Genomic DNA, 25,552 nt, shown 5'->3' on the forward strand with positions numbered 1-25,552 from the left:
CACGGCAGGCGAGTACCGTGAAGTTCGTTAGGAAATTAACTAACGAAGTACAGTGCGTCAAGAGTCCTCGCGACCTGTGGGAGAACCGTGGAACACGACGTGGTGGCGACACCCCGGCTGACCGAGAGCGCGAGCGCGGTGTTCGCCGTGCTCGCGCAGGCGGGCAGCGCGACCCGGCCGCAACTGGCGAGCCTGGCCGGACTGTCCAAACCGACGGTGTCCTCGGCCGTCGCGGAGCTGGAGAGCGCCGGGCTCGCCGCCCCCTCCGGCACCGCCTCCAGCGGCACCGGCCGCAGCGCCGCCGTCTACCGGCTCGGCCCCGGAGCCGGCGCCGTCCTCGCCGTCGACCTCGGCCCGGACCTCACCCGGGTCCGCGGCTGTGCGCTCGACGGCAGCCTGCTCGCCGAGGTCACCGCGCCCCGGGCCGAGGCCGCGGACGCCGTCCGCGAGGCACTCGGCGCGCTGCCCGCCGCGCTCCCGCCGCGCGCCATCGTCGTCGCCGTCGGCGATGTCACCGCACCGTCCGGGAAGGGCGCGCAGATGCGTCCCGCGACCGCCAAGGCCGGTCCCGTCTTCGACGCCGTGGCCGTCGCGCTGCCCCCGGGCGTCCCCGTGCACCTGGAGAACAACGTCAACTGCGCCGCGCTCGCCGAGCTGCACGAGGGCGCCGCCCAGGGCCGTGCCACCTTCGCGTATCTGCGCGTCGGCGTGGGCGTCGGCCTCGGCATCGTCATCGGCGGACAGGTGGTGCGCGGGGCGAACGGCGCCGCCGGAGAGCTGGCCCGGCTGCCCTACCCCTGGGACGACGGCAGCGAGCCGCGCCTGGAGGCCCTGGAGGAGTACATGGGCGCGCGTTCCCTGCTGCGCCGCGCCGCCGAGGCCTGGCGCGAGACGGACGGGCCGTGCCCCGAGACCGCCGAGCAGCTGTTCGCACTGGCCGGCGAGGGACGGGCGCCGGCCCGCGCCGTCGTCGCCCGGCACGCCGCCGACGTCGGCCGGCTGGCCGCCGCCGTGACCGCCGTGCTGGACCCCGGGCTGATCGTGCTCGGCGGCAGCACCGGCGCGGACCCCCGGCTGCTGCCCGGGGTGCGGGCCGAACTGGCCCGGCTGAGCTGGCCCACCGAGGTGGTCAGCAGCACGGTCGGCGACCTGGGCACCGTCGTGGGCGCGGCCCGCCTCGCGGTGGCCCGAGGTGTCCGAACCGTGACCGAGCCCGGGCGGCGGAAGGATTGACGGCTTCCGGCCCGTTCTGCCAATGTCCGGACAAGCGCTTTCTAAGCCGGTCGGGACGTCGGCTTGGGTCGGCGTCCCGACCGTACGCGAAGTACGGCAGCCGCACGAGGGCGAGCTTGTGCGACGACGGCACTCATGGCCGGGGATCCCACCCGCGAAGGCGACGCGGCCGGGCGAGGCCGCGCCCCCGGGAAGCGAAATTTCACCTGCAGAATGCACCCGTGCCGCCTCGGTCGGCGCCGTGCTCCGTCCCCCTACGACGAAAAGGGATCGAAGATGACCAGTGTGGGTGTGCGGCGCTCCCGCCGACTCGGCCGCGGCGGCATACGCCGCGTGGTTCCCCTCGCTGCCGTGGCCGCGGCAGGTGCCCTTCTGCTCTCCGCCTGCGGGTCGGGGTCCGGCTCGGGCGGCAACTCCAAGTCGCTGACGTTCTGGATCTCCACGGTTCCGGGGCAGGACGCGGGCTGGAAGAAGCTGGTGGCGCAGTACAAGAAGGAAACCGGCGTCGACGTCAAGCTCGTCAACATCCCCTACGACGGCTACCCGGCGAAGCTCCACAACGCCGCTCAGGCGAACGCCCTGCCGGACGTGGCGGACGTGCCCGCGCTGGACCCGATCTGGTCGAACAAGCTGCTCGACCTCAGCTCCGTCGCCAACGACAAGAGCAACAACATCAACGGCAACTTCCTCGCCAAGGACTCGTCCGGGAAGGTGCTGTCCATCCCCTCGGACGTCACCGCGTCCGGCCTGTACATCAACGAGACCCTGTTCAAGAAGGCCGGCGTCTCCTTCCCGGCCTCGCCCCAGAAGACCTGGACCTGGACCGACTTCATCAAGGCGGCGAACACGGTCCGGGAGAAGACCGGCGCCAAGTACTCCCTGACGTTCGACCAGTCGCCGTCCCGGCTCCGCGCCATGGTGTACGAGATGGGCGGGCAGTACGTCCACGCCGACTCCTCCGGCAAGTTCTCGGTGGACGATGCGACCAAGAAGGCCGTGAACTACTTCGTCGGACTGAACGACGACAAGACCATGCCGAAGTCGGTGTGGACCAGCGGCGCCGACCCGTCGGCCATGTTCCAGAGCGGTGACGTGGTCGCCTACTGGTCCGGCGTGTGGCAGGTTCCCGCCTTCGCGGAGAGCATCAAGAAGTTCGCCTGGGCGAGCGTCCCGACTCCCGCCGAGCCGGTCCAGGCGAGCGACGTCAACAGCGGCGGCATGATGGTCGGGTTCAACAACAACGGCGCCGCGGCCACCGCCGCGCAGAAGTTCCTGGCCTGGGTGTACGCGCCGAAGCAGTACACCGAGCTGGTCGAGTCCTCCGGGTTCCTCCCCGTCGAGAGCGGCCTGAACCCGAAGTACCCCTTCACCTCCGAGGCGGCGCAGGCGGCGTTCAAGCTGTACAACCAGGAGATCCCGCTCTACGCCCCGATCTCCGGGTACTTCAACACCGCGCAGACGAACTGGGTGCTGAAGGGCAAGAGCCTCACCACCGACCCGACCAAGACGGAGCTCGGCAAGGCGATCAACGGCCAGCAGTCGGCCGACAAGGCCCTGGAGAACATCGTGGCCGGCTACAACCAGCAGGTCGGCGGCGGGTCGTAGACCACAGGGCCGGGCGGCGGGGCCGAGACACCGCCGCCCGGCCCCGGCCGCCCACGTGACGCCGGGCTCATGGCGTGAGCCCACAGGAACCCCTTCCACCAGCACGGAGTCAGGAAGATGACAAAACGCGCCTCGGACGTGTCCGCGAGCCCGCCCAGGAGACGCCGCAGCTACACGATCGCGCCGCTCGTCCTCATCGCGGCCAATGTCGTGCTCTTCGCGCTGTTCTTCGTGTGGCCGGCGGTGATCGGGCTCGTCTACTCCTTCACGAACTACACGGGGGTGGGGGCGTTCCAGTTCGTCGGACTGGACAACTACAGCAACCTGTTCGGGGACTCCTCCTTCTACGACGCGCTCACCCGGACGCTGCTGTACACCGTCCTCTTCGTTCCGCTGAACTTCGCGCTCTCGCTGCTCATCGCCAACATGCTGGTGAGCAAGCACGCCAAGGGCACGTCGGTCGCCCGCGTCGTCTTCTTCATCCCGTGGCTGCTGTCGCCCATCGTCGTGGGTGTCCTGTGGCGGTGGCTGTTCGGCGAGAACTTCGGACTGGTCAACTACGTCGTCGAGAAGCTCGGCGGGCACGCCGTGCCGTGGCAGTCGAACGCGGACCTGTCGCTGCTGGTGGTGGTGATGGCGGCGTCCTGGGCCTGGACGGGCTTCTCGATGCTGCTGTTCATCGCGGCGATCAAGAACGTACCGGTGTCGTACTACGAGGCGGCCTCGCTCGACGGCGCCGGCCCCTGGCGCCAGTTCATCAGCATCACGCTGCCGAGCATCGCGCCCACCTCGTTCATCGTCATCCTGCTCAACACGATCAACGCGATGAAGGAATACCCGCTGTTCGTCTCCCTCAACAACGGCGGACCCGGAACGTCGAACAACCTGCTGGTCCAGTACATCTACCAGACCGGCTTCCAACGGGGCCAGATCGGCTACGCGAGCGCCGCGTCGTTCGTGCTCATGCTCATCCTGATGGCCGTCGCGATCGTCCAGCTGATCGTCAACCGGCGGGTGGAGAACCGATGACAACCACAGACATGCCACGCCCGGTCGACGCAGGTCCCGGACGGGCCGTCTCGAAGAAGCGGACCCGCAGCGCGGGCAGCGGAGGGGTCCGGCGGGCGGTGTCCGCGACGACACTGCTGTGGATCCTGGCGTGCCTCTACGGGTTGCCGGTGCTGTGGTTCATCCTCAGCTCCCTCAAACCGGCCGGGGACCTGTTCTCCTATCCGCTGACGCTGGTTCCGCACCACCCCACCCTGTCGGGATACCTGACGGCGTGGCGCAGCGCCAACTTCTCCCAGTACTTCGTCAACACGACCCTCGTGTGCGTGATCACGACGATCCTCACGGTGGGAGCCAGCTGCTGCACCGGGTACGCGCTGGCCAAGTACGACAACAAGTGGCTCAAGGTCTTCTTCATCTGCATCCTGGCCACCACGATGCTGCCGTCCGAGGTCATGCTCGCCCCGGAGTTCCTGGTGGTCCGCAACCTCGGCCTCTACAACTCCTTCACCGGCATCATCCTCCCGGCCGTGCTCACCGCGACCGGATGCTTCATGTTCCGCCAGTTCTTCCTGACGGTTCCTGACGAACTCGTCGAAGCCGCACGCATCGACGGCGCCCGCGAACTGTCGATCTTCGTGCGGATCATGGTGCCGCTCTCCCGGCCCATCATGCTGACCCTCGCCATCCTGTCCTTCCAGTGGCGGTGGAACGACTACATCTGGCCGCTTCTGATGCTCAACGACCCCGACAAGTTCACCGTGCAGATCGGCATCCAGAGCATCGTCGGCGCGCAGAACATCAACTGGTCGGTCCTGCTCGGCGCATCGGTCATCTCCATGATCCCGCTGATCGTCATCTTCCTGGTCTTCCAGCGCTACGTCATGGGCGCCGACATCAATGCCGGACTGAAGGACTGACCGTGCCCACCCCGCTCGACCACGAGTTCGTCCGCGCGGTGGCCCGCGCCGCCGACCGGCTGGCCGCGCCGCTGGCGGCCGGCCCCGACGAGGAACCCGCCGGTGTACCGCACCGCGGCCTGGCACGCCGGGCGAAGACCCTGGTCGCGGCGTACCGTTCCCCGCACTCGGCACTGCACGGCAGCAGGCAGGCCGTCGCCGCCACGCTGACCCACCTCCGCGCCCTGCGGGCCGCGCAGACGCCCTCAGGCCTCTTCGCCGGCGGCGACAACGTGCAGTCACCGCCGGACTCCGCGTTCACCGTCAACGACGTGTGCGACGCGCACGTCCTCGCCGCCGGCGCCGGGCCCGAACTGCGCGACGTCACGGCCGCGCTCGCCGAGATCGCCCGCTCCGCCTCCGGCAGTCTCCTGACCGGTGGGGTGCACACCCCGAACCACCGCTGGGAGCTGTGCGCGGCGCTGGCCCGGCTGCACCGGTCGTTCCCCGACGGCCGGCTGCTCGACCGCGTCGAGGAGTGGCTCGCCGAGGGCGTCGACATCGACGCGGAGGGCCTGTACTCGGAACGGAGCGCCAACTACGCGGCCCACGTGTCCAACCCCTCCCTCCTGCTGCTGGCCGGCGTGCTCGGCCGCGCCGACCTGCTGGACGCCGTCGAACGCAATCTCGCCACGACCCTGGACCTCATCAGGCCGGACGGCACGGTGGAGACCGTCCACTCGCGACGGCAGGACCAGAACCACCCGTTCCCGCTGGCGCCCTACCTGCCGCACTACCGGCTGCTCGCGATCCGCACCGGCCGGGGCGACTTCAGCCGGGCGGCCCGGCTGGCGGCCGCCGGCGGCATCGAGGACCCCGGCCTGCTCGCCGAGACCCTCCTCACCCCGGACCTGTGCCGCGCACTGCCCGCACCGGCCGCGGAGACCCTGCCCCGTGACCGGTACCTCACCACCGCACGCCTCGCCGCCCGCGCTTCGGCCGGCGTGCACACGGTGGTGTACGGCGGCTCCGACGTGCCCGAGCACCGGCGCATCCGCTCGGGCCTCGCCTGCAATCCCACCTTCCTGCGTCTGTTCGCAGGCGACGCCGTCCTCGACGCGGTCCGTCTCTCGCGGGGCTTCTTCGACATGGGCCCGTTCCGCGCCGCCGGCATGCAACGCCTCGCCGACAGCCGCTACCGGCTCACCGAGACCCTCTCGGCCGCCTACTACCAGCCGCTCCCGCCGGGCCGGCGCCGGGACGACGGCGCCTACCGGATCGCGGACGAGGGACGCTTCTCGGCCGCGATGGCCTTCCCGGACCGGCCTCGGGACGAGGTCTCCCACACGACGCGCGTCGAGGTGGACCTGCGGGAGGACGGTGCCGACCTGCGGATCGACATCCGCGGACCACGGGTGCCCTGGGCCCTCGAACTGACCTTCCGGCCGGGCGGCGTGCCAGAGGGCGCCGTACCGATCGGCGACGGACGCTGGTGCCTGACGAGGGGGCCGATGACCTACCGGGCCGGCGACGACGAGATCCGGGTCGAGGCCGGCGTCGAGGCAGGCGAACCGCTTGCCGGGCCGGACCGGAGCGACGTACTGCGGTACGACCCGGGTCAGGACCACACCGTGGTGGGCGGCACCGATGCGACGACCGGGAACCGCGTCTACATTGGTGGACACGGCCCGCACACACTGACCGTCGCACTGCGCGCCCGCCGGCCCGCACCTGTCGTGTGACCCCGACGACCCACGCCATGGCCACCTCAGGCATGAAGGGCTGATCCCCGTTGCGCCTCCCGCCCCCTCCCGTGCACCTCCCCCGCCAGCTCCGCCCCCTGCACGACCTGCCCGACACCCCCGAGGCGTACGACGCCGTCCTCGCCGATGTCGTCGAGCAGGCCCTCGCCCGCCTCACCCCCGAGGGCAGCCTCGAACACCCCGACGCCCTCGACGACATCGGCGACACCTCGCTCGGCATCACCGCCCTGCTCGCCCTCGCCTGGCAGCGCGGCAAGGACCCCCGGCTGCCCGAGGCCGTCCGCCGCAGCCTCGCCTTCCACCTCCGCAAGCGTGTCTACACCGGGGACAACCCCGGATACCCCAACCTGCGCCTGACCAACTCGTGTCTGCCGTATGCCCGTTACGTCCTCGAAGCGGGCGCCCACCCCATCGGCGACTGGCCCAGCACGGTCTGGGCGCTGCTCCAGGCGGTCAACGTCCTCGACGCCGCCGGTGACCTCCTTGACGACGAACAGCGCGCCGAACTACGGGAGTTGGCACACGGCTACTGGCGCTGGCTGACCGAGGCGACCTTCTTCAACCCGCAGGAGGCCGGCAACCAGGCCATCGGCTGCGTGGTCGGCGGCCTGATGCTCGCCCGCCATCTCCCGGAAAGGGAGGGGGAGTCGGTACGGGCACGGGCGCTGAGCCTGTACGCCGAGGAGATCCGCGCCCACCGGATCCGCGACCGGGGCGTCCTGCTGCCGCCCGAGCACGGCGGCGCCTACGACAACAACTACGGCCCCATCTCCCTGTCCTTCCTCGCCCAGGCCCACCGGGTCAGCGGCGCGGAGATGTTCGCCGAGGACGGCGACACCCTCGCCCGCTACCTCGACGCCCGGCTGACCAGCGGCGGCTACGACTACGGCGGCCCGCGCTACAGCGAACAGCACTCCGGCTTCGAATCCGTCCTCGGCCTGCGCTACTTCGGCGCGCGCATCGGCGCCGACCTGGGCCGCTACCGGGGCGACACCCGCTGGGGCCGGCACGCGGTCCAGGATGACGGCCGGATCGACGGGCACTTCGCCTTCATGCTGGTCTGGCAGATCCAGGACCCCACGCGCTGGCACCGCACCCCGTCGACCGCCGTCGCCCGCCACCAACTGCGCTCCGGCACCGTCTCCGTGGCCTTCGACAGCCGGATGACCCCGGCCCTGATCGAGGCCGCCGGCACCTACTACCTGCCCGCCGCCGTGCACCGCCAGCACGGCTTCGGCCCGGTCACCGACGGCTTCCTGCTGTGCCGCCCGATGGGCGAGGTACGGGTCCGCGACGTCCGCGCCGACGGGCTCGCCGCCAAGCTGGTCACCAAGCCGGTCGTCGGCCGCGACCACGTCCTGCGCCACGTCCGCTCGCTGTACGTCACCGACGGCACGCGCCTGTGGGTGACAGTCGCCCTGGAACGGCTCGACGCAGCGCCGTACCTGCTGTGCGGGCTGCCGTACGCCGCCGACGACGGCGACCGGGTGCGCCGCGTCGCCGAGGGCGAGGTGACGTCGGCGGGCGCCCTGCGTCTCACCCACCCGGCGGCAGCGGGCGACGACCACTTCGACGCCCGCGCCGAACTCACCCAGGAACAGGCCGCGTTCGCGCTCGCCGCCGACCCGCGCGGCTACGGCAACCCCGACGAGGGCTGGCGGCACCTGGTCTCCTCCACCGCCCTGGAGGCCGGCCCGGCCCCGGGCGCGCCGCAGGGGCTGCACGTGTTCGCCGTACGGTACGGGCCGGGCGGAGCGTTCGCGCCCGTCCTGGAAGCGGCCGGGGAGGAACTCACCGTGCGCACCGAGGAGTTCACGGCGGTTGTCGGCCCTGTGGCCGGGGACGAGCGGGGCGAGCCCGCGCTCACCCTGCGCCGCTGAGCCTCAGCGCTCGCGGAGCACGACGGCCGGGAGCGCGGCGGGCGGCACCACCAGGTCCGCCCGCCCCCGCGTCGCCGCCACCAGGTCGGCGTTGCGCTGGTCCGTGTCCAGCACCCAGGCCACGGCGCTCTCGTGGTCCTTGCCGAACTCCTCGTGCCGCGCGACCAGTCGGCCGATCCGCTCGTCCTCGGCGATCTCGCAGAACCACACCTCGTCCAGACACGGCCGCACCCGCGCCCACGAACCCTCCGCCACCAGCAGGTAGTTGCCCTCGGTCACCACCAGCCGGGCGGCCGGCGCCACCGGGATCGCGCCCGCCAGCGGCTGCTCCAGGACCCGCTCGAACCCGGGCGCGTACACCACCTCGCCGGTGTCCTCGCGCAGCCGGCGCAGCAGCGCCGCGTACCCGGCCGCGTCGAAGGTGTCCGGGGCGCCCTTGCGGTCCCTGCGGCCCAGGCGGTCCAGCTCGGCGTCGGCCAGATGGAAACCGTCCATCGGGACGTGCGCCGCCCAGGGCGGTCCGTCCCTGTTCAGGGCGCGCACCACCTGCTCGGCCAGGGTCGTCTTGCCCGCGCCGGGGCCGCCCGCGATGCCGAGCACGGCACGCCGGCCGTCCCGGACGAGGCCACGGGCGCGATCGAGAAGGTCGTCGAAGGTCAGCGGCACACCGCACAGTGTGGCACCGCCGCGCGCGCCTCGGACTTTGCCGAGAAGTACCCTGCGGTGTGGCGTGCGCCACCCCTCGAACGCCGATCGTGGGGAAGAGTGCCGGTATGACTCAGCTCGGTCTGCCAGAAGCGATCCAGGCCTGTCTGTTCGATCTCGACGGGGTCGTGACCAAGACGGCCCTCGTGCACGCGGCCGCCTGGAAGGAGACGTTCGACGCGTTCCTGCGTGACTACGACGGCGAGACGGGGCGGCCGTTCGACGCGGACGCCGAATACGACGAGTACGTCGACGGCCGCCCCCGCGCCGACGGCGTGCGCGCCTTCCTCGACTCGCGCGGCATCCACCTGCCCGAGGGCACCCCCGACGACCCACCCGGGACCCGCAGCGTCCACGGCCTCGGCAACCGCAAGAACGCCCTGCTCCTCGACAAGATCCGCACCGGCGGCGTGGAGGCCTACGCGGGCACCCTGCGCTATCTGGAGGCGGTGCGCGCCGAGGGGCTGCGCACGGCGATCGTGTCCTCCAGCGCCAACTGCCGCGACGTGCTCCGCGCGGTCGGCGCCGAGCACTACTTCGACGTGCGGATCGACGGGGTCGTCGCCGCCGAGCGGCACCTGCCGGGCAAGCCGCACCCCGACACCTTCCTCGCCGCCGCCCGCGACCTCGGTGTCGAGCCGTCCCGTGCCGCCGTCTTCGAGGACGCCCTGGCCGGCATGGACGCGGGCCGCGCGGGCGGGTTCGGGTACGTCGTCGGCGTCGACCGCGTCGGCCAGCGCGAGGCGCTGTACGCGCACGGCGCGACGATCGTCGTGAACGACCTCGCGGAGCTGGGAGGCAAGGAATGATCACCGACCGGTCGTACGCCGTCGAGCCGTGGGCCGTCCGCGAGACCGCCCTCGACCTCGGCGTCCTCGCCCAGAGCGAGTCGGTGTTCGCGCTGTCCAACGGCCATGTCGGCTGGCGCGGCAACCTCGACGAGGGCGAGCCGCACGGCCTGCCCGGCAGCTACCTCAACGGCGTGCACGAGGTGCACCCGCTGCCGTACGCCGAGGCCGGGTACGGCTACCCGGAGTCCGGCCAGACCGTCATCAACGTGACCAACGGCAAGATCCTGCGACTGCTCGTGGACGACGAGCCGTTCGACCTGCGCTACGGTCGGCTCGTCGCCCACGAACGCGTCCTGGACCTGCGCCGCGGGGTGCTGGAGCGGACCTGCGAGTGGACCTCGCCGGCCGGCTCCACGGTCCGGGTGCGCTCCACCCGGCTGGTGTCGCTGACCCAGCGCGCGGTGGCCGCCGTCGCCTACGAGGTCGAGGCCGTCGGCTGCCGCAGCCGCGTGGTGATCCAGTCCGAACTGGTCGCCAACGAGACGCTGCCCGCCTCCGACGGCGACCCGCGCGCGGCCATGGCCCTCCAGTCGCCGCTGGAGCAGGAGGACCACTTCGCCGCCGACCAGCGGCTGCGGCTGGTGCACCGCACCAAGCGCAGCGGTCTGCGCGTCGCCGTGGCCGCCGACCACGTCGTGAGCGGCCCGGAGCGTACGACGACCCGCAGCGAGAGCGGCTTCGACGTGGCCCGGCTGACCGTCACCTCCGTGCTGGAGCCCGGGCAGACGCTGCGGGTGGAGAAGCTCGTCGCGCACGGCTGGTCCGGCACCCGCTCGCTGCCCGCGATGGCCGACCAGGTCGACGCCGCCCTCGCCGCCGCCGCGCACGACGGCTGGGCGGGGCTGCTCGCCGACCAGCGGGCCTTCCTGGACGACTTCTGGGCCCGCGCGGACGTCGAGGTGGAGGGCGACGAGGAGATCCAACAGGCCGTCCGCTTCGCCCTGTTCCACGTCCTGCAGGCCGGCACCCGCGCCGAGCAGCGCGCGATCCCGGCGAAGGGCCTGACCGGCTCCGGATACGACGGGCACGCCTTCTGGGACACCGAGATGTTCGTGCTGCCCGTGCTCACCCACACCGCGCCCACCGCCGTCGCCGAGGCCCTGCGCTGGCGGTACAACACCCTGGACGAGGCCCGCGAGCGCGCGGCCCAACTCGGCCTCGCCGGCGCCGCGTTCCCCTGGCGGACCATCGCCGGACCGGAGGGCTCGGCGTACTGGCCGGCCGGCACCGCCGCCTTCCACGTCAACGCCGGGATAGCCGACGCCGTCGTCCGGTACGTCGAGGCCACCGGTGACGACGGCTTCGAGCGCGAGGTCGGCGCGGAACTGCTCGTGGAGACGGCCCGGTTGTGGCGCTCGCTCGGCCACCACGACACCCGCGGCGACTTCCACATCGACGGCGTCACCGGACCCGACGAGTACAGCGCGGTCGCCGACGACAACACCTACACCAACCTGATGGCCCGGCGGAACCTGCTCGCGGCTGCCGACGCCGTCGAACGCCACCCGGACCAGGGCGCCCGGCTCGGTGTGGACGCGGAGGAGAGCGCGGCCTGGCGGGACGCCGCCGCGGCGATGCACGTCCCCTACAACGCCGAACTCGGCGTCCACGAACAGCACGCCGGGTTCACCCGCTACCAGCGCTGGGACTTCGCCGGCACCCGCCCCGGCCAGTACCCCCTGCTCCTCCACTTCCCCTACTTCGACCTCTACCGCAAGCAGGTCGTCAAACAGGCCGACCTGGTGCTGGCCATGTACACCTGCGGCGACTGGTTCGAGCGGGGCGACGCGGGCGCGGCCGAGGAGCAGATCGCCCGGAACTTCGCCTACTACGAGCCGCTGACCGTCCGGGACTCCTCGCTGTCCGCCTGCTGCCAGGCCGTCATGGCCGCACGGACCGGTCATCTCGACCTCGCCTACGCCTACACCGCCGAGGCGGCCCTGATGGATCTTCAGGACCTGGAGCACAACACCCGCGACGGGCTGCACATCGCCTCGCTGGCCGGCACCTGGATGGCGCTGGTGGCGGGCTTCGGCGGACTGCGCCGCGACGGCGAGAACCTGCGCTTCGCACCCCGGCTGCCCGAGCGGCTGAGCCGGCTCGCCTTCCACGTCCGGTTCCGCGGCCGCACGCTGCGCGTGGACATCGGACCGGACAAGGCGACGTACGCGCTCCTCGCCGGCCCGCCCCTGACCCTGCGCCACCACGGCGAGCCGCTGACGGTGACCACCGCCGACCCGGCCGTCCGCGCCGTTCCGCCACCGGTGCGCCGCCCGGCCCCCGAGCAGCCGCCGCACCGGACGCCGCACGCGGACTGAGGCCCGGCGGCACACGCCGCGCGGGCGCGACGTGTGCCGCCGGGCCTCAGCTCAGTGCGCCGGACAGCAGCCCCATCAGGTCGCCCGTCGCGTCGGCGGCCAGCAGGGCGGGCAGGGCGCCCAGGGCGAGGACGGCCGCGGCGGCGGTCCACAGGCGTGGGGGAGGGGTGGTCTGGAGGGCCGCGATCCGGCGGGTGACGGCCCGGTCGGTGAAGCCGAGGGCGCAGGCGGCCCGGGCGCGGCCCGCCGTGAGCGCGGCCCGGGCCAGCGCGCGGGCGGTGGTCCGGCGGTCCCCGACCAGGTCCGCGGCCTGCTCGTCCGCCCAGCGCTCCACCAGGAACGCGACGGCCGTACGCACCGGGCGCAGCAGCGGATTGGCGGCCGCGGCGAGCGTCACCGCCGTCACCAGCGCCCCGTGCCGGTACCTGAGATGGGCGCGCTCGTGCGCGAGCAGCACCCGGCGTTCGGCCGGGGTCAGTGCGCTCAGCATCGCCGAGGTCACCAGGATCCGGCCGGGCCGGCCCGGAATCGCGAACGCCTGGGGCACCGCGGAGGCCGCGACGATCAGCTCGGTGTCCGCCGGCTGCCCTGCGCACAGCCGCCGCAGCGCCCGCCGTGTGGACCGCTCGGCGCGCACCGCCCGGTGCAGCCGTACGGCGACGACCAGCAGCGCGGCACTCGCGCCGAGCCCGATCACCTCCGGCACCGGGTCCATGACCGGACGGCCCGCCTCGCGCGCCTCACGGATCACCGGCGGGGCGTCCCCGAGGAGCGCGGCGGCCAGCAGCACCAGCGACCAGGTGGTGGCCGCGGCCGTCAGCACGCCGGCCGACGCCAGTACCGGTGCGGCCAGTGCCGGGGCGACGCGCCGGGCGATCACCGGTCCGACCAGTGCCAGCAGCAGGGACAGCACCAGCGGTCCGTACACGTCGAAGATCATGCGCCGCCCCCGGCGAGCACCTCGCGCAGCGCGCGCTCCTCCTCGGGGCTCAGCCCGGTGACGAACTGCTGGAGCGCGGCGATCGGGTCCGGGCCTCGGTCCAGGGCCTCGTGCATCGCCTCGGCGGTCAGCTGGGCCGCGTTCTTCGCCGGCCGGTACGCGCCGCGCCGCCCGGCCGCGTCGCGCAGCACCAGCCCCTTGTCGTACAGACGCTTGAGGATCGTGTGCACCGTGTTGTAGGCGAGCGCCCCGTCGACCTCGGCCTGGATCTCCGCCGGGGTCAGCGGCCGCTCGGTGGCCCACAGCGCGGCCAGCACCTCGCTCTCCAGCTCCCCGGCGCTGCGCCGCTCCGCCCTGCCGCGGGACTCCGTGCCAGCCATGCCCCCACCTTACAGCGCGTAGTGCGTGGGCCGGATGGGCCTGTCCGTCCGACAAGAGGCAGCGATACGGGGTAGTTTGGGGGTGTTTTCCCTTGGCCCTACAGGCTGTAGGGTTGCAGGGGCTCGGCCCGCCACGGGGCAAGAGGGGTGATCATGGCCGCCAGTGCGCACGCCACACACGCGGTATCGCGCGATGCCCACGCCCGGAGCGGCCGATGACGGCTCCCGGAACGGAAACGACCGCGGGCACGCAATCGTCCCCGCCCACGGCGACGGCCCTGCCCGCGGAACTCGCCGCCTCCTCCTCCGTCGTCCACCGGCCCGCGCCCTGGCACTTCGGTGTCCTGCTCGCCGTCCTGCTCGGCGGGGCCTACCTGGCCCGCCGGCACTGGCCCGCGCTGGAGAGCGGAGCCGGGCGACTGGCCGGTGCCGACCAGGGGTGGATGCTGGTCGGCGCGACCGCGGCCCTCGGCACCTGGGCGGCCTCGGCGCTCGCCCAGCAGGGCGCGGTCGTACGGCGGCTGCCCCGACCCCGGCTGGTCGCCGCCCAGTTCGCCGCCTCCGCCGCCAACCACCTGCTGCCCGCGGGCCTCGGCGCGGGCGCGGTCAACGTACGGTTCCTGATGCGCTGCGGACTGCCCGCCGCCCGCAGCGCCGGCGCCCTCGCCGTCAAGGCCGCCACCGGTGCCGTCGTCCGCCTCGCACTGATCGCGCTGCTCGTCCCGGCCTGCCCCGGCCTGCTGCGGCTGCCGCACCTGTCCACGACCGTCCTCGCCTGCGCCCTGGGCGCCGTACTCCTCCTGGCCGTCCTGCTGGTGACCCCCTGGTGGCCGCGGTGCCGCCGGGCCCTCACCACCGTCCTCGCCGACATCCGTGCCCTGCACGCCCGCCCCGCCCGCGCGGCGGCCCTGTGGGGCGGCTCCCTCGCCTTCGCCGGGCTGCACTCCCTGGTCGTCGTGGCCGTCGGCCAGGCCGTCGGACTGCCGCTGCCCCCGCTCCAGGTGGCCCTGCTGTACCTCACCGCGAGCAGCGCCGCCGCGCTGCTGCCCACACCGGGCGGGCTCGGCTCCCTCGACGCGGCGCTCGCCCTCGCCCTCACCATCGCCGGCGCCCCCGGCGCGGCCGCCGCCTCCACCGTCCTCGGTTACCGGCTGCTGACCGTGTGGCTGCCCCTGGTCCCGGGCCTGCTGGTGCTCGCGGTGATGGTGCGACGCAAGGCCCTGTGAAGGGCGGGGAGTTTCCCGCGCGGCCACTTCAGGTAGGAGTCGGGTGTCGTATGCCGTACTGGAGGGGGAGAGCCATGACCGGGACCGAGACAGCGGGGCTGCCGAGCGAGGCGTTCTTCACACCGGGGTCGTCGTCCTTCACCGAGTTCCTGGCCGCACACCGCCCCGGACTCCTGCCCACCACGCCCCGGCTGCCCGGCGGCGTGCGGACGGCACCCGACAGCTTCCCGCACGGCACCACGGTGCTCGCCCTGACCTACGGCGACGGCGTGCTGATCGCCGGCGACCGCCGGGCCACCATGGGCAACCTCATCGCCCAGCGCGACCTGGAGAAGGTGCACCCCGCCGACGACTACACGGCCGTCGCCTTCGCCGGCACCGTCGGACTCGCCGTCGACATGGTCCGCCTGTACCAGGTCGAGCTGACGCACTTCGAGAAGATAGAGGGCACGGCGATGACCCTCGCGGGCAAGGCGACCCGGCTCGCGGCCATGATCCGGCAGAACCTGGCCCAGGCCATGCAGGGCCTCGCCGTCGTCCCGCTGCTCGCCGGGTACGACCTCACCGCACCCGACGGCGGCCGCGGCCGCATCTTCGCCTTCGACCCGGCCGGCGGCCTCTACGAGAAGCACGACTTCTACGCCGAGGGCTCCGGCTCGCCGTACGCCCGGGGCGCCCTGAAGAAGCTGTACCGCCCGGGGCTGACCCGCCGCGAGGCCGTGCTCGCCGCGCTCCAGGCGCTGTACGACGCGGCGGACGACGACTCGGCCACCGGCGGACCCGACCTGAACCGCCGTATCTTCCCCGTCGTTTCGGTGATCACCGCGGACGGCTTCGCACGGCTGCCGGAGGAGGAGACCGAGGAGCTGAGCCGGGAGATGATCCTGCGCCGCGAGGACCGCCCGGACGGCCCGCACGCCGCGCCCTGACCCCGCCCGGCCCCTTTGGCCCGCATTCTCGAACAATTCGAGATCGGGCTTTTCGGAGAGCACGCCGAAGCGCGGGTGACGGAGAAATCCTCATATGATTGTCGGCCGCGCCGGTGGTGAAATTCGGGGTGCCGCCTTTGTCGCGTACCCGGGCGGCACGATAGGTCATCCGGGCGGCTTCGCACGAGAACGGCGGCGCCGGGCTTGCGGACCATCCCGGAGTGTCCGATGCTCGACCCGTCGCCGTTCAACGAAGTGGATGGGGAATTCGGCAGATATTCAAGGACGATCGCCGTGCGGAGTGGGAAAATGCGAAGGACGCGCTGGAAGCGTTTTGCCGCCATCCTGGCCCCGAGCATTGCCGGCGCAGCCGTCCTGACCGTGAGCGTGGCTCAAGGCGCCCTCGCGGCATCGTTCTTCATCTCCGGTGAGACCTTCAAGATGGCCGCGGACTCCCTGACCGGCAGCGGCATGAGCGTCTACGGCATGGTGGACGTGACCCGCAAGGGCAAACTCGTGCCGGTCACCGTCACCGGGGTGAGGACCGCGAAGATCGACGGGCTGTGCCTGTCGGTCCGCTTCCCGATCCCCGTACTGGGTACCTACACCCTGCGACTGACCGGCGACCACGAACGTCCCGCCACGGCACGGGACATGTTCTTCGACATCAGCCTGCTCAACGCCGGCGAGGCGAACCTGAAGAACCTGGACATCGGCGTCGCAGCCGGGTCGCTCACCTCGGGGGAAGTGTCCCCCGGCGACCGGGACTCGAAATTCTTCGACCCGAACAGCGTCGCGATGCAGAGTACGACCACCACCATGCGCAACCTCCGTGTCAACAGCGTCGCGGCTTCCCTCGGCTCTCTCGACCTGCCCGGAGCGCGCCTGTCGTTCACATCGGGCGCCCACGAATGCTTCTGACCCGCCGGCGTGCCCGAAGAGTGGTGAGCCCTCTGCGATGAAAACCCCGACCATGCCGGCCGAGTGGCGTGACGCCCTCTCCCGTGCGAGACACGGATGTCGCATCTGGCGCGACACCCGACCCTTCTGGGCAGGCCTGATCACTCTGTCAGCGGGTCTGCCGATCATCTATTTCCCCTACGCACACCTGAGTTGGGGCAGCGTCACCCTGGCGCTCTCCAGCACTGCCGGTGCCGCGTCGCTGGTCATCGGCGTCCTTCTCGTCGTACTCGGCCTCCTGCTGTGGTTCCAGCAGAACGCGCGCCTCTTCGCGGGAATCGCCGCCATCCTGATGTCCCTGGTCGCCTTGCCGCTCGCCAACTTCGGTGGCCTTCTGCTCGGTACGCTCCCCGGCCTGATCGGCGGCTCCCTCGCCTGCGCCTGGATGGCACCCGAGGACACCTCGGAGCCACCGGCGGACGGCGGACCTCGTGCCCGGTGACCGCTCCGGCGTCCCGCCCCGCGACGGCACGCCGGTCGCGATCGGCTTGCGCACGGCACGCGTCCCGAGCGCGCGCACCCCATGTCCCGCAATTCGCGGACCAGTCGGGCAGCTGTTGCTGCTGGGCTCACTGCCTCTCGCTCTCCTGGCGATGACGGCCGGGCCACCGGGAACGGGACCGGCCCCCGCCCACCATCCCTCGCGCCACCGCACACGACCGCACGAGCGGGGCCAGGTGCTCGCCGAGGACTCCTGGACCCTCACCTCGCGGCGGCTCGTGCTGCACGGCACCCGGTTCGCGGGTGTGGTCACCGTCAGGACCCCGGCGGGAACCGAGCGCCTGCTCAAGTTCACCGTCCGCTCCTTCGAAGCCGCCGACCTCGACCTGACGGTCCGAAGGGGTCTCACCACCTGGCACCTGAAGGCCGGCGCCGGCACCGTCGCCACCGCCGGGGGCCCGGCGACGCTGTACGCGGAAAAGCTGGTCGGCACGGGCTTCGGACCGGGCCGCAGGACGGCCGCGCCGCGCGGACGAGTCGTGATCAGCCCGAGCTCCGTTCCGCACTGGCTCTCTCCTCGGCTTCCGGCCGCGCGGAACGTCCGCCGTCGAGCGGTCATCATCGAAGGGGCGGCCCTCTACCGGATCCGCCTGACCGGCGGAACTCTGAAACTGCCCAGGCCCCACCTCACGACGACGTAGCCGCCGGCAGACGAGCGTGCTGCCGAGGGAACGTTCTGGCCCGGCTCCTCCTCCTGGCATGCCGAAGCGGGTCCTCAGGAGGCCTGCCGGAGGCGAGAGGTGTTCGCGATGACATCACGTACCGGCCCGATGACGGCAACCGTCGGCAGGCCGCTCCCGAACGCCCAAGGAGCGAGTCACAGTTGGCCCGAGGTGCGCGGCATCCGGCTGCACGTCGCCGAGTACGGGACCGGGGCGCCGGTCCTGCTGCTGCACGGCTTTCCGCAGCACTGGTTCGCCTGGCACCGGGTCGCCGAGCTGTCCGCCGCGGGCCGTCGGCTGATCTGCCCGGATCTGCGGGGCTTCGGCTGGTCGGAGCAGACCCGACGCGGCTACGACATCGACGGCCTGTCCGACGACATGCTCGCGCTGCTGGACGTACTCGGGCTCCACCGTGTGGATCTCGTCGGGCACGACTGGGGCGCCCAGATCGGCTTCCGGATGTGTCTGCGGGCCCCGGAGCGCTTCCGTGGGTACCTGGCGCTCAACATGGCGCACCCGTGGCCGCGGCAGCGGGCCGTCCTGCCGAACCTGTGGCGGCAGTGGTACACCGCCTTCGTGGAGTATCCGGTGATCGGCCGGGCCGTGCTGCGCCACTGGCCGGCGTTCTGCCGCTGCCTGCTGCGTCACCAGGTCGCCGACCGTTCGGTCTGGCAGCCCGGCGAGCTCGCGGAGTTCAGTGCCGCGGCGCAGGTCAGCGCGCATGCCGGGCAGGCCATGTTCTGGCAGTACGTGGTCCGCGAGATCCCGGCGCTGCTGCGCGGCGTGCGGCGCGGGCAGCGGCTGACCGTCCCGACGGTGCTGCTGGGCGGCGAGCGGGACAACGTGATACCGCCGTCCATGCTGGCCGGGGGCGAGGGCCACGCGGACGATCTGACCGTACGGATCGTGCCGGGCGCCGGCCACTTCCTGCCCCGGGAGAGTCCCCACGCGGTCGCCGGGGCGATGAGGGAGCTGTTCGCGACAGGGCGTTGAACGGCTAAGGACGCAAGGCCGCCCGCAGTGCGACCTTCCCGATGAAGGCCCGGCTGCGGCGGGCCCCGAGTGCGTACGCCCACTGGACCGGCCGCAGGGCGGCGGGACGCGCCGCGCCGAGCATGGCGAAGCGTGTGCCGTCGCCATCCGGCACGGCGGCCATACCCCCGACCACGAGTCGCGACTGCATGAGACACCAGCCGGGAGCGAGCCGTACCTCGAAGGCGCTGCGGCAGCCCAGCGGGCCCACCGCCAGGGCGCGCTTGCGATCGGCGTCGCCGGGCGGCACGCGGAACTCGCGCAACCCCGGCACCAGATGGGGCAGCTCGCCCGCAAGATCCGAGGCGACCGCCCACACCCTGTCGTACGGCAGCTCCAGACGCTGCTCCTCGTACATCGTGGTGTGCAGGCCCGCGGCCAGCAGCCGGAGCCGGGTGACGGCATCAACGGTCATTGCTGCCATGCCTTCCGGAACGCCGAACGGGCGCGGTGCAGCCGGGACTTGACCGTACCCGGCGCGATGTCCAGCATCTCGGCCGCACGTCGTTCATCAAGCTCCTCAAGCTCGCGCAGGACGAGTACGGCACGATGATGCACGGGCATCCGCGCGAGCACGTCCCGCACCTGTGCCGACAGTTCGCCGTCACCGACGTCGACGAGGCCGCTCAGGCGGGCGACTTCGTCGGGATCGACGGCCCGCTCGACGGCGGTTCGCCGCGCCACCCGCACCGCCTCGCGCACGGTGACGGTGCGCACCCATCCGTAGAACGCCTGTGGATCGCGCAGCCCCCGCATCCCGACGAAGACCGCGGTCAACGCCTCCTGGACGGCATCCTCGCAATCCGACAGAGCGATCGGCCGGCACAACCGGGTCACATACGGCGTCACCACGGTCAGCACCTCGTCCATCGCCAGTGCATCGCCCGCCCGCGCCGCCCGCACCAGTGGGGCCACGGCATCCCACGGCGGCCGGGGTTCTCCTGCTGAGCCGTCCATCACCGCGGACACTACAGCGCGCGGGCCGCCCCTCCTCAGGGGCCGTGAGGCGTGACGCCACCCATAGGAGCCAGATCACATCCTATCCGGCGTCGTACCAGCAGAATGCCCTGAACAGGCTTTAAAGCTGACATACACATCCATATCGGCCATTCCTCCGATCTGGGGTAGTACGTCACATCATTGCGTCCCGCCTCGACCACCGCTAACCATGTTTCTCGTCGCCGGGAGCCAGGCGGCAGCCGGGCGGATCCCCGCCGGGCCCGACCGCTCCCGTCCGCGGTTCGGGGCGCCCGCCCCGTCCCACGCGCAGCCGTCAGCAGCGGCCGCCACCCCACGATGTCCCCCACCGGAGGGTTGCTCTCGCATGACCACGACCGCTCGTAGCCGCATCGCCCGCCTGCGCACTCTCGCCCTCACCGGCATCACCACGACCGGCGCCGCAGCCGCGGCCCTGACCCTGATGCCGACGACCGCGCAGGCCGCCGAAGCGACGCAGGCGCCCGCCTCCCACGCGGTCACGGCCTCCAAGAAGGTCGCGGGCAGTGAAAGCCGTACCATCTCCCGGCAGAAGTCCGGCACCAGCGGTAACCTCGACGGCTGGATCAAGCAGGCCCTCGGCATCATGAAGGCCAAGGGCATCCCGGGCAGCTACGACGGCCTCAAGCGCAACATCATGCGCGAGTCCGGCGGCAACCCCGCCGCCCAGAACAACTGGGACGTGAACGCGCAGAAGGGCACCCCCTCCAAGGGCCTGCTCCAGGTCATCGACCCCACCTTCAACGCCTACCACGTCTCCGGCACCGCCCACAGCGTCACGGACCCGGTCGCCAACATCACCGCGGCCGCCAACTACGCCGCCCACCGCTACGGCTCCATCGACAACGTCAACTCCGCCTACTGACCCCGGTCACAGGCCCGCCCCGGCACCGTGATACCGCCCTCGGCCTGCCAGGCCGCGCTCGACCATCGCGTCGGTGATCGCCTGCGCGACGGCTCCGGCCAGGTGGTCGCCAAACAGCCGCGCACCGGCAGAGGCGATGTGCTTCGTGTCCGCCGAGCCGAGCATCCCGTACAAGGCAAGGGCTGGGCTCGCGCCGCACCAGTGCGACGCGGCCCAGCCCTTGTCGGCACGAAGGCGCCGTCAGAAGGCCCCGGTGCCGTTGGGCGTGCCGAGGCCGGTCGGCCCGTCGTATCCCGGCCTCGCGGTGCACAGGTAACTACCGCCGCAGGAGCCGTTGTTGCCCGAGGTGACGTCGTTGAGCGCCGACGTGTGGCTGTACGGGTACGAGCCGTTGACGACCTGGGAGGTGTTTCCGGCCAGTGCGTAGACGCTCGCGATGATCGGCGACGCGACGCTGGTGCCGCCGACCTCGACCCATCCGTCGGCACCCTGCGCGAGACCGAGCTGCAGCTCGGTGTCGCACAACAACGCGCCGCCGCAGCTGCTGTACGTGTCGTAGACCGCCACCCCGGTCCTGGGGTCGGCGACCGCGGACACATCGGCGACGGAACGCCTGGCACATCCGGAGTCGTGCTGCCAGGACGGCTTGGCCTCGTACGCCGAGCAGCCCGAGCCCGCGCCGCTCCAGGCGGTCTCGCTCCAGCCGCGGGAGTTGGACGCCTTGCTCAGCGAGGTGCCGCCCACGGCGGTGACGTACGGGGAGGACGCCGGCCAGGAGACGCCGTAACCGGAGTCACCCGAGCTCGCCGTGATCGCGACGCCGGGATGGTCGAGATGTGAGTCGACGGAGGAGACGGTGTTGTCCTCGGACCCGCCCCAGCTGTTGGAGACGGAGACGACGCCCGATGTGGCGGCGGCGGTGTCCTCGGCCTTCATCAGATCCGGCACGTTCGTCGACTTCGCCTCGACCAGGAGGATGTGGCAGCCGGGGCATGTCGCCGAGACCATGTCGAGGTCGAGGCTGATCTCCTCGGCCCATCCGTAGTCACCGGAGGGCAGCGGAGCCGCCTGTCCGCTCTGGTTCACCTTGCGGAAGCAGCCGTTGGCGGTGGTGCACGACGGCAGACCGTAGGCGCTGCGGTAGGCGGCCAGGTCGGACTCGGCGTGCGGATCGTCCATGGCGTCGACGATGGCCACCGTGCGGCCGGATCCCGAGGTGCCGCCCAGGTTGTAGGCGGAACGCAGATCGGACGGCATGTACCCCGCCGTGGTCGGGGACCCGCTGGTGAACGGTGACATGCGGCCCGAGGCGGTGCGGTGGGCTTTCATGACCCCGAAACAGCGGGCTTGTCCCACCTTCGAAGGATGGTCGCAGCCGAAGTCCGTCGTGCCCGTGGAGGCGGACGAGCGCGGGGCGGGCGAGAGAGCGGCGGCCTGGGCCCCGGTGGCCAGGCCGATGGTGAGGGTGGTGGCGGCGAGTGAGAGCACCGCGGTGAGGGCACCTGCCGTCCGCCGCACCCGGCGTCTCGGTTGGTGGTGGTGGATCACCAGGGATCCGGAGGGTATCTCGCTTCGGTGCATCAAACCTCCGTGCGGTTTCAGGCGGTTCAGACGGGTCCGGACGTGACGAAAAGCAGCATTGACAAACGGCATGTCGGTTCAGCTGCGGGCCGGTTGGTTCACCATGCGGCCGCTCTCCTGCGCTGGTCAAGGTCATGCCAATGCAGGTCTTGTGAGGCTGCCGCGGCGACCGAGTGAACCGCCGTTGGTGCTGGTGTGCCCGCGGCGGTGGTCACTTCAGGACAACGAACATGCCTGCACCGCCCGTGGGGTGAGAGCAGGAAGGTGACGGGAAGCCGCCACCTTCCTGCCCGAGCTGACAAGCGGCAACGAGCTCGCCGAGCGTGGCCCGGACCCCCGCGGTGTGCATCGTCCCGGGCACCGGACTCTTCGACCTGGAACGCGCCCGGCAGGGTCATGGAGCTCGCCCTTCCGCCCCGGACGGTTGTGGACGTTGCCTGGGACACGGACGGTACCGACGACACGTGCGGGCACGGGCATCCCGAAGTCCTGACCGGCGCCCGAGGACTCCGATCCGCCAGACGGACATGGGAATCGCGTTCCCGCCACCACGCCTGACCGGCCGACCGGACGAGCCGATGTCACCGGGGGGATGCCTTGAGCCGGATGTGTCCGGCGTATCCCGCGCGCGGACGGCGTCCCGGACGCCTAGCGCCCTGGTCGCCGGGCAGGTGCAGGAGCACGACGTGGCGGGTGGCACGCTGGACCAGGGTGCCGATGGGCGATCCGGACGGTGGATTGTGACGGGAGCCTCCCGGTGATGCACCTCCCACATCACGGGCCCGCGTCGATAATGACCTTGTGCGCTCGCTGATCAGGAATTCCATACTGCCCCTGACGCTGGTCATCGTCGGGGCGGCCGCAGTGGTGGGCGACGCCGCGGAGGAAATCCACACGGCCAAGAGCAGCGGGCGCAGCGGTTTCGGCAAGTCCGGCGAGCCGGGCCAGCCCTCGCAGGGCCAGGACCAGGACCTCTTCGCGTCGGCCCCGGCCAAGGACGGCAACGCGTACACCCCCCGCAGGACCGAGGAGAACGCCCGGATCGGCGCGATCTTCCAGAAGGACGACCAGGGTGCCCACTTCTGCACGGCGAGCGTGGTGCGGAGCCGGGGCCGGAACATGTTGATCACCGCGGCCCACTGCGCCTTCGACGCCGAATCCGGACAGCCGGTGAACGACCTGGTCTTCGCCCCCGGCTACCGCAAGGGCGACGAACCCGCCGGCCTGTGGAAGGTCAGGAAGGTGGTCGTCGACGACCGCTGGGCCGCGTCGCAGGACGAGGACCTCGACGTCGCCTTCCTTGTCCTGGACCAGAAGGACGGCAAGGACATCCAGGACGTCCTGGGCGGCAACACCCTCGGCATGGACCGCGGCTTCGACAACAAGGTCAAGATCACTGGCTATCCCAGCAGCCGTGACACCCCGGTCTCGTGCCAGAACCGCACCACGAAGTTCAGCGACACCCAGTTGCGCATCCAGTGCGCCAACCTTGAGGACGGGACCAGCGGAAGCCCCTGGCTCGCCGACTACGACCCCAAGAGCCACACCGGCACGGTCATCGGCGTCCTGGGCGGCCATGAAGGCGGCGGCGAGCAGGACGATGTCTCCTACGCCGCGTACTTCGACGACGACATCGCCAAGCTCTACCACCACGCCCAGGACGAGGACTGAGCCCGACTTGCCCGTTCGCCGTCCTGAGACAGGATGGAACAGGTTCAGCGACTGGATCATGACGGTGAAACGTTGACACAATTGGGAATTGGTCAAGCCTGAGGAAGACTCGTCGACGTTGCCGGCCAAGCATCCCCAACTCCCCGGCTTTGACGGGCCTGCCAGGAAGGTGTGGCTCGCTCTCGCCGAATCCGGCGACAGGTCTTCTGTGATGGAGTCGGCCGGATTGCCAGTTCCGCAAGGAGGCGGACGTAATGGCACTGGCATTCGAGCGGGTTCATTTCGACATCAACGACCAGCAACACCCAGGACCCCAACGACGGCACGCCCGTCATCGACGTGGCGCTGCAGGACTTCAGGATCACCGCACTGCGGGACGGCAGGGGCGGGGAGTACATGATCGGGCGTGAGGAAGTGAAGGTGGAGATGGTCGGCCGCCAGGTCCAGGTGACCGTGAAGCTGCGCGCCCACCCCGTTCACAACGACAACCCGGGCTTCGGGTTCAACGGCTACATCGACGCACTGGTCATAGCCGATGTCGCTGCCCGCCCCCACTGCTGCGCTCGCTTGCCGTACGGCGTTGCCGGCGCCAGCCCGCCGCCCGTGCCATCACGGCCGCCTCGACGAAGCCACGCTCCGCGCCCTCTGACCACCACCGCGGCCCCAGCCCACAAGCCGGGGCCGCGGTGGCACCGGACCGACAAGGCGCCGCCCGGATCACATCCGGACGGCGCGTCATCACAAGCCAGACGTTGCCTGATGCGGCACTGGAATGGCCCGGAACTGGTTCACCGCCACGGGCAGTTTGGCGGGTTGGTGGTCTACAAGAGGCCGTATTCCATGGGTGTCGCGTCCGGGGTGGCCAGAAGGCCGTACTCCGTCGCGGACGCGTCCGGGCTGACCTTGACGTACTGTGTGCCGCCCTGCACGGCATGGGCGGTGTCGCTGGTACCGCCCCCGCCGCCGACGGAGAGCAAAATGGCGACGAGCAAACTGGCGCCGAGCATGACAGAAGTGCGGAGCCTCATCAGTTCCCCCGTGGATTTTTTTGGACCAGTTGGGCTCAGATCTACACAAAGTCTATTACGTAGCAGGATAGTTGACTACCCGCCAGCATGAACTCTCTTTTCAGCCTCACCGCGTACCCGAGCTTGATTGAATCCTCCGCGTTGCGGGATTGATCGACTCCATATCGGATACGGACCAGGAGATCGATCAGCAGCGACTTCGCCGCACTTTTCCGGCACGATCGAAGGCGGCAGCGTCGGGAATGCGATGTTCGGCGGAGGACGGAGCCTGGGCGTACAGCAAACCGACTGGTCAGCCGCCGGTCCAGCTGGGGGCGCCGAGGGTGTGGAGGAGGACGGCGACCGAGGCCAGGGTGAACACGATCAGCGTCAAGCGCTGCCAGGTGAGGGTGTGGGACATGGCTGATGCGCTGCTTGAGCGGCGTTGGCTGGGTGGTGCATGGCGGTTGCCCCGAGCAGGGCCGCGGCGACGATCAGGAGCACGTCTCCGATGCTGACGACGGCGCGCAGAGGGGAACG

General features: G+C 71.4%; 24 protein-coding genes. 16 read left to right on the plus strand and 8 right to left on the minus strand.

Annotated elements, in window-relative coordinates; translation table 11 throughout:
* The first annotated feature begins 87 nt into the window (after positions 1–87).
* The 6 genes from AC4OXY_RS42540 (at position 88) to AC4OXY_RS42565 (ending at position 8,388) form a co-directional block, all read left to right on the plus strand.
* Positions 88–1,233, plus strand: coding sequence for an ROK family transcriptional regulator (locus AC4OXY_RS42540; protein WP_491992387.1), 1,146 nt, complete (start codon positions 88–90; stop codon positions 1,231–1,233).
* Between the two features lie 276 nt (positions 1,234–1,509).
* Complete coding sequence (locus AC4OXY_RS42545) at positions 1,510–2,838, plus strand: extracellular solute-binding protein (protein ID WP_402063693.1); 1,329 nt, start codon at positions 1,510–1,512, stop codon at positions 2,836–2,838.
* A gap of 117 nt (positions 2,839–2,955) precedes the next feature.
* Entirely contained in the window at positions 2,956–3,867 is a 912-nt protein-coding gene (locus AC4OXY_RS42550) for a carbohydrate ABC transporter permease (protein ID WP_376292255.1), read from the plus strand.
* Entirely contained in the window at positions 3,864–4,766 is a 903-nt protein-coding gene (locus tag AC4OXY_RS42555; protein WP_356029567.1) for a carbohydrate ABC transporter permease, read from the plus strand. Before AC4OXY_RS42550 ends, AC4OXY_RS42555 begins: the two co-directional genes overlap by 4 nt.
* A 2-nt stretch (positions 4,767–4,768) precedes the next feature.
* Entirely contained in the window at positions 4,769–6,487 is a 1,719-nt protein-coding gene (locus AC4OXY_RS42560; RefSeq protein WP_491992388.1) for a hypothetical protein, read from the plus strand.
* A gap of 71 nt (positions 6,488–6,558) precedes the next feature.
* A complete protein-coding gene (locus AC4OXY_RS42565; RefSeq protein WP_491992389.1) occupies positions 6,559–8,388 on the plus strand; it encodes a hypothetical protein in 1,830 nt (609 codons plus the stop codon).
* A gap of 3 nt (positions 8,389–8,391) precedes the next feature.
* On the opposite strand, the gene AC4OXY_RS42570 is transcribed toward AC4OXY_RS42565, so the two are convergent.
* Positions 8,392–9,054, minus strand: coding sequence for a nucleoside/nucleotide kinase family protein (locus AC4OXY_RS42570; RefSeq protein WP_491992390.1), 663 nt, complete (start codon positions 9,052–9,054; stop codon positions 8,392–8,394).
* Between the two features lie 107 nt (positions 9,055–9,161).
* Between AC4OXY_RS42570 and AC4OXY_RS42575 the strand changes: the two genes are divergently transcribed.
* Together AC4OXY_RS42575 and AC4OXY_RS42580 are read left to right on the plus strand one after the other, a co-directional pair.
* Entirely contained in the window at positions 9,162–9,902 is a 741-nt protein-coding gene (locus AC4OXY_RS42575) for an HAD family hydrolase (protein WP_356029572.1), read from the plus strand.
* Positions 9,899–12,262 (plus strand): glycoside hydrolase family 65 protein, encoded by a 2,364-nt coding sequence (locus tag AC4OXY_RS42580; protein ID WP_356029574.1) that lies wholly within the window; start codon positions 9,899–9,901, stop codon positions 12,260–12,262. Before AC4OXY_RS42575 ends, AC4OXY_RS42580 begins: the two co-directional genes overlap by 4 nt.
* 46 nt (positions 12,263–12,308) lie before the next feature.
* On the opposite strand, the gene AC4OXY_RS42585 is transcribed toward AC4OXY_RS42580, so the two are convergent.
* Both AC4OXY_RS42585 and AC4OXY_RS42590 read right to left on the minus strand, forming a co-directional pair.
* Positions 12,309–13,202: a M56 family metallopeptidase gene (locus tag AC4OXY_RS42585; RefSeq protein ID WP_356040214.1), complete on the minus strand. Its 894-nt coding sequence runs from the start codon at positions 13,200–13,202 to the stop codon at positions 12,309–12,311.
* Positions 13,199–13,582 carry a BlaI/MecI/CopY family transcriptional regulator gene (locus tag AC4OXY_RS42590; protein WP_356040217.1) on the minus strand — a complete coding sequence of 128 codons (384 nt, stop codon included), beginning with the start codon at positions 13,580–13,582 and terminating at the stop codon, positions 13,199–13,201. Before AC4OXY_RS42590 ends, AC4OXY_RS42585 begins: the two co-directional genes overlap by 4 nt.
* A gap of 215 nt (positions 13,583–13,797) precedes the next feature.
* Between AC4OXY_RS42590 and AC4OXY_RS42595 the strand changes: the two genes are divergently transcribed.
* The 6 genes from AC4OXY_RS42595 (at position 13,798) to AC4OXY_RS42620 (ending at position 18,853) form a co-directional block, all read left to right on the plus strand.
* Entirely contained in the window at positions 13,798–14,808 is a 1,011-nt protein-coding gene (locus AC4OXY_RS42595) for a lysylphosphatidylglycerol synthase domain-containing protein (RefSeq protein ID WP_356040220.1), read from the plus strand.
* A 74-nt stretch (positions 14,809–14,882) separates the two neighbouring features.
* Positions 14,883–15,737 carry a proteasome subunit beta gene (gene prcB, locus AC4OXY_RS42600; protein ID WP_356040223.1) on the plus strand — a complete coding sequence of 285 codons (855 nt, stop codon included), beginning with the start codon at positions 14,883–14,885 and terminating at the stop codon, positions 15,735–15,737.
* Positions 15,738–15,965: 228 nt separating this feature from the next.
* Entirely contained in the window at positions 15,966–16,658 is a 693-nt protein-coding gene (locus AC4OXY_RS42605) for a DUF6230 family protein (protein ID WP_356040226.1), read from the plus strand.
* A gap of 37 nt (positions 16,659–16,695) precedes the next feature.
* A complete protein-coding gene (locus AC4OXY_RS42610; RefSeq protein ID WP_356040228.1) occupies positions 16,696–17,139 on the plus strand; it encodes a DUF6114 domain-containing protein in 444 nt (147 codons plus the stop codon).
* A gap of 151 nt (positions 17,140–17,290) precedes the next feature.
* On the plus strand, positions 17,291–17,839 hold the full coding sequence (locus AC4OXY_RS42615) for a hypothetical protein (protein WP_491992391.1): 549 nt from the start codon (positions 17,291–17,293) through the stop codon (positions 17,837–17,839).
* A gap of 108 nt (positions 17,840–17,947) precedes the next feature.
* Complete coding sequence (locus tag AC4OXY_RS42620) at positions 17,948–18,853, plus strand: alpha/beta fold hydrolase (protein ID WP_356040233.1); 906 nt, start codon at positions 17,948–17,950, stop codon at positions 18,851–18,853.
* Between the two features lie 4 nt (positions 18,854–18,857).
* Here the strand turns inward: AC4OXY_RS42620 and AC4OXY_RS42625 are convergent, their stop codons facing one another.
* Together AC4OXY_RS42625 and AC4OXY_RS42630 are read right to left on the minus strand one after the other, a co-directional pair.
* Positions 18,858–19,307 (minus strand): hypothetical protein, encoded by a 450-nt coding sequence (locus AC4OXY_RS42625; RefSeq protein ID WP_491992392.1) that lies wholly within the window; start codon positions 19,305–19,307, stop codon positions 18,858–18,860.
* On the minus strand, positions 19,304–19,762 hold the full coding sequence (locus tag AC4OXY_RS42630) for an RNA polymerase sigma factor (protein ID WP_356040238.1): 459 nt from the start codon (positions 19,760–19,762) through the stop codon (positions 19,304–19,306). Before AC4OXY_RS42630 ends, AC4OXY_RS42625 begins: the two co-directional genes overlap by 4 nt.
* Before the next feature lie 454 nt (positions 19,763–20,216).
* Between AC4OXY_RS42630 and AC4OXY_RS42635 the strand changes: the two genes are divergently transcribed.
* Positions 20,217–20,753: a transglycosylase SLT domain-containing protein gene (locus AC4OXY_RS42635; protein WP_491992393.1), complete on the plus strand. Its 537-nt coding sequence runs from the start codon at positions 20,217–20,219 to the stop codon at positions 20,751–20,753.
* 6 nt (positions 20,754–20,759) lie between these two features.
* Here AC4OXY_RS42635 and AC4OXY_RS42640 read toward each other — a convergent pair whose 3' ends face one another.
* Both AC4OXY_RS42640 and AC4OXY_RS42645 read right to left on the minus strand, forming a co-directional pair.
* Complete coding sequence (locus tag AC4OXY_RS42640) at positions 20,760–20,918, minus strand: hypothetical protein (protein ID WP_356039336.1); 159 nt, start codon at positions 20,916–20,918, stop codon at positions 20,760–20,762.
* Positions 20,919–20,993: 75 nt separating this feature from the next.
* Positions 20,994–22,334: a S53 family peptidase gene (locus tag AC4OXY_RS42645; RefSeq protein ID WP_362819533.1), complete on the minus strand. Its 1,341-nt coding sequence runs from the start codon at positions 22,332–22,334 to the stop codon at positions 20,994–20,996.
* Positions 22,335–23,135: 801 nt separating this feature from the next.
* On the opposite strand from AC4OXY_RS42645, the gene AC4OXY_RS42650 reads away from it, so the two are divergent.
* On the plus strand, positions 23,136–24,005 hold the full coding sequence (locus tag AC4OXY_RS42650) for a trypsin-like serine peptidase (protein WP_356039341.1): 870 nt from the start codon (positions 23,136–23,138) through the stop codon (positions 24,003–24,005).
* An 821-nt stretch (positions 24,006–24,826) separates the two neighbouring features.
* Here the strand turns inward: AC4OXY_RS42650 and AC4OXY_RS42655 are convergent.
* Positions 24,827–25,012, minus strand: coding sequence for a hypothetical protein (locus AC4OXY_RS42655; protein WP_356039344.1), 186 nt, complete (start codon positions 25,010–25,012; stop codon positions 24,827–24,829).
* Positions 25,013–25,552 lie beyond the last annotated feature (540 nt).

This window comes from Streptomyces sp. HUAS MG56, from assembly GCF_058673395.1.